A 5,023-nucleotide genomic window follows, 5' to 3' on the forward strand; every position below is an offset into this window, starting at 1 on the left:
ACCATTGATGATGGGCAAGCAGGTGCACTCAGTGCGGTTGATAGTGATGTCTTTTCATTGATTAGTGATGCGGATCGGGCGCTGATACCAGACCATATTGAAGATGCTTACCCTGTCAGCCGACTTCAGTTGGGGCTTATTTATCACAGTCGTATTTCTGAAAGCAGTGTTTATCATGACTTACTAAGTTACAAAGTCAGCATGACTTTGGATAGCAACATACTAACTAAAGTATTGGCACAGGTAAGTACTCGCCATGAGATGTTGCGTACACAAATTGTAAGTGATGAATATAGCGAGCCGCTTCAGTTAGTACATAAAGATGCGCAAATCCCACTTCATATCAGTGATATTGGTGATGTTGAAACGATAAAAAAGTGGTATGAGGCAGAAAAAGCGACAAGCTTTACTGATGCAGACTATCCAATGTTGCGTATTGCAGCGCATAAAGTTGATGCGCAAAGCTTTTATATAAGCCTAAGTTTCCATCATGCCATTTTGGATGGTTGGAGTGAGGCTGCATTAATTTCAGAAATTTTATCGCGATATACAGCAGCAATGAACCGTTCAGTTATCAAGGATGAGCCGATTTCAGCCTGCTATCGAGACTATATTGCAAAGGAATTAGCGGTACTTGCGGACAATCAGAACGCGTTATTTTGGAAAGAAACGTTAAGTGATATAGCAGCGAGAGAGGTTAATTTACTGCCCGAGCAGGATAGTGACGTGGAAGTTATTTCGGGTAAAGATACGGATTATGCAAGCTTTAGCATTGCACCTGAGCAAGCTCTGGCGTTGAGGAAACTCACGAATGAACTTGAAGTATCATTAAAAACGATATTGTTCACCGCACATATTAAAGCGCTGACTATAGCGACAGGGTACAACCAAGTCGTTACAGGTATTTCATTTCATGGCAGGCCCGAAACCTTAGACAGCGAAAAAATCCTAGGTTTATTTGTCAATATGCTGCCCTTTGCGATGGATGTAAAGAGTTCTTCTTGGCGTGATTTGGTTGGCTCTGTGCAATCAATGAGCAAGGACATCGAGAGTCAGCGTTTTTATCCAGTAGAGGCTATCAAACACATTACTGGTGGACAAGAACCCTATGTGACGTCATTCAATTATACGAACTTCCGAAATTATTGGCAGGAAGAGTCTGTTGATGGCACTAGTGTTGTAAATAGCCGTATGGGTGAGGGAGAGAATAGCTTACCGTTTAACCTTAATATTCAGGCTTACCAAGATAGAGACGAAATCAATGGCTCATTGAGCACGTTGAAAAGCCATTATCAAGCAGGTGTTGGTGTTACCTACGCATTATTATTTAAGCGTATCGTGACATGTATGCTCAATGATATAGATGCATTACATACAGATATTGTTACTGATTATGAGCGTGAGGCACAGCTAGAAGTATGGAATAAATCAACGAATAACTTTGGTAATACAGCAGTGCATGAGTTATTTGAAATGCAAGTAGCTGCTAGACCAAATGCTGTGGCATTGAAGACTGTACAGGGCACGTTTACTTATACGCAGCTTAATGAGTTGGCCAATCAACGGGCGTGCTATTTGTTGTCAAAGTCGAACACAGTGCCAATGGCCGTCGGTATTTATCATCATGACAGAGTTGATATGGTTATCAGTATGTTAGCGGTATTAAAAGCCGGTGCTGCTTACGTGCCTATCTCTATTGATAGTCCAATAGAGCGCATTGCACATATTGTTGATGACTGCAGCTTGTCGGTTATTTTGACTGATACGACTCAAGAAAGAGCAATAAGAGCTGTACTTGAACATTGTTCGAACATTGCGATGATTTTATTGGTTAACGATGCCGATATTGCGTTGTCTGAAACTGAAAATTTATCAGTAAAAACAAGCGCACAAAGCTTGGCGTATATTATGTATACCTCAGGTACGACAGGAGTTCCTAAAGGGGTATTGATCCCACATAAAGGGGTGACATCGTTAGTCAATAATGCTGATTTCATGGCAATAACGCCGTCTGATATTTTTGCGCAGTTTGCTAACCCGGCATTTGATGCTGCAACCCTTGAAATATGGGGAGCATTAACTCAAGGAGCCTCATTATTTATTCCGAGCACGGAATTTACACCTGAAGCAGAACAAATCGAGACTTTGTTACAAAAACAACAGATCAGTATTTTGTGGCTAACTCGTGCTTTGTTCGACTCTGTATATAGCCAATGCCCAGATATGTTTGCCACTCTGCGCTATTTAATTGTCGGTGGTGAAGCATTAACGCCAGCGATTATGAACCGCATTGTTAAACAACAGAATCGCCCCGCTCATATTCTCAATGGCTACGGACCGACAGAATGTACGACATTTGCAACAACGTTTGAATGCTCCGAAGTTATGTCAGGCACAGTACCAATAGGGAAACCGATCAATGGTCGAAAAGCGTACGTGCTGTCTGAAAATAAAACATTACTGCCAACAGGTGCTATTGGCGAGCTATTTATATCTGGCGCGGGACTGGCGAGAGGTTATCTGAATCAACCCGAGCTAACGAGTTCGAAGTTTGTACGTAATCCATTTGCGTGTAATAGAGAATTCTCAGATGACTACAGCACGCTTTATAGCACGGGGGATCGAGTTCGTTGGTTACCTGATGGTAATTTGCAATATGTCGGGCGAGATGATTCTCAAGTGAAAATCAGAGGTTATCGTGTGGAGTTATCAAGTATTGAAGATGTGTTAATGGAGTTACCAGAAGTACAGCACGCGATAGTGCAAGTGCAAGACTTTAATACAGAATCAGTACTAGTTACCTATTTGGTGACACATTCTGGCCGAGATTTAAATATCAAGTCATTACAGCAAGTACTACGCAGCAAGCTATTTAGCTATCAGGTGCCGAGTCACTTCGTGTTTATGGACTCATTGCCTTTAACCGCAAACGGCAAGGTTAACGTGGATGCGCTAGAGCGTATAGAAGAAGCACAAGGGCCAGAGTACATCGCGCCGAGAAATGAGCTCGAAGCGAAGTTGTGTGAAATATGGCAAGAAAATCTAGGTATTGAACGAGTGGGTGTTGAAGATAACTTTTTCCGTTTAGGTGGTAACTCTATCAATGCGTTACGGATCATGGCGAAAGTTCGTTCATTACTCGATTTTGAATTGCCGATTTCTGCGTTATATGAACATCAGTACATTGGCGCAATTGTTGAGAACGTGTCGAATATGAAGCAACAGTCACATAAGACTTTAATCAAGTCACAAACTGTGGCGGATAAGAATAAAGTCATCACCATTTAAGGCAGTAGCGAAAGGATTATTATTATGTTTGAACTACTTACAGAAATAAAAAATGCGAATGCTGCTGTGTGGCTTAATGGACAAGACATTAGTCTTGCCTACGGTTCACAGGCATTAAGCGCAGAACTCATCAATAAAGTTAAAGATGATAAAGAGGCTTTAATAAGTTTCTTATCTAGTAGACAAATTTTCTCACAAAAGGCATTTGAAAATATGCCTCAGTGGCAGCGTTATCCACTGTCTTTTGCTCAACAACGTCTGTTATTTATTGAGCGAATGAGCTCAGGTGACGCATATCTCATTCCGGTATGCTTTAACCTTGAGCAAAGTGCAGATTTGATTCGCTTACAATTTGCTCTTGATATTGTTATTGCAAGGCATGCAAGTCTTAGAACCGTGTTTGCCCAAGATAATGAAGGTGATGATTATCAGCAAGTCACAGATGCGACAGTGACAATAGAGGTTGAAGATTTTGCAACAACAGGCGCATTACATGATGCGTTAGAAAAACAGCAATCAAAGCCGTTTGATCTTGGCCAAACTGTTATGCGCGCCAATATTTTACAGTGTGGTGAGCAAAGAGTATTGCTGTTTGTGTGGCACCACATAGTGTTTGATGGCTGGTCTGTGGCTGTGTTTCTAAAGGACTTTGAACGTGCTTATATACATGGGGAAGCATTATCATTGCCCGAATTACAATATGCTGATTATGCTTGTTGGCAGCGAGAGCTGATGTCAGGGGAGGTCGGTGCTCAACAGTTGGCATATTGGAAGAGTAATTTGTCAGAGGTTCAGCCACTGGCTTTGCTGACGGATTTTAATAGGCCGATGCAAAGCGATTATTGTGGTGAAGATTTGCATATGCGTTTCGAGAGCCAATTAGCAAGTACCCTCAAGCAAGTTGCAAAGGAGCACAGCACTACTCTATACACAGTTTTACTGAGTGCATTTTCACTCATTTTAGGACGCTTTTCGAACCAGTCTGATGTTGTCATCGGGACACCGTCAGACAATAGGCATAATGCCCAAGTTCAAGATATGGTTGGGTTTTTTGTTAACTCTTTGCCTATACGCTTACAACTTGATAATGATGCGTCTATGGCGCTGTTGATCCAGCAAAGTCATCAGCAGATTGCTGCGGCAAAGGTGAATCAAGATATTCCATTTGAACAAATGGTCCAAGCTCTAGAGCTGAGCAGAGATCCGTCTCGACACCCTATTTTTCAAGTTTTGTTTAGTTTACAGCAAAATAACGGTGAAACAGCCACTTCTGCACTCCCTATGAGGGAAGTTGAGCCATCGACACAGGTGCGGGCGTATTCCCCAGCTAAGTTTGACCTGACACTTATTATGAATGATACAGAACAGGGGTTAGAAGCGACTTTCAACTTTGCAACGAGTTTGTTTAAACGCAGTAGTATCGAACATATCGCGACAGCTTTTCAATGTGTTCTAGAGCAAATAGCTCACAGTACTAGCGCTAAACTTCCTGAGTATTCTTTGTTATCTGGTCAAACACGCGAACGCTTAATGTCATGGGCAAAACCTGATGAGCAATTTATGTGTTCGTCCTCTAAAAAGGGCGTCCACTTGATTCAGGCTTTTGAAGCTCAAGTACTCGCGTCTCCAGAGGCGGTTGCACTGTGTTTTGACGCTCAACAGCTCAGTTATGGAGCACTGAATGAGCGAGCTAATCAGCTTGCCCATTGGTTACATGTACGTTACGAAGCCACCT

Annotated in this window: 2 protein-coding genes; both read left to right on the forward strand. The window is 42.1% G+C overall.

Features of this window, described 5'->3' with window-relative positions:
• A partial coding sequence (locus CWC18_RS16935) for a non-ribosomal peptide synthetase (protein ID WP_138675750.1) occupies positions 1-3,288 on the forward strand: 3,288 nt, incomplete at its 5' end.
• Positions 3,289-3,312: 24 nt separating this feature from the next.
• Positions 3,313-5,023, forward strand: a 1,711-nt coding sequence (locus tag CWC18_RS16940) for a condensation domain-containing protein (RefSeq protein ID WP_249930148.1), incomplete at its 3' end; no start/stop codon positions are given.

Source organism: Pseudoalteromonas aurantia (assembly GCF_005886875.1).
Taxonomy (GTDB): Bacteria; Pseudomonadota; Gammaproteobacteria; order Enterobacterales; family Alteromonadaceae; genus Pseudoalteromonas; species Pseudoalteromonas aurantia_A.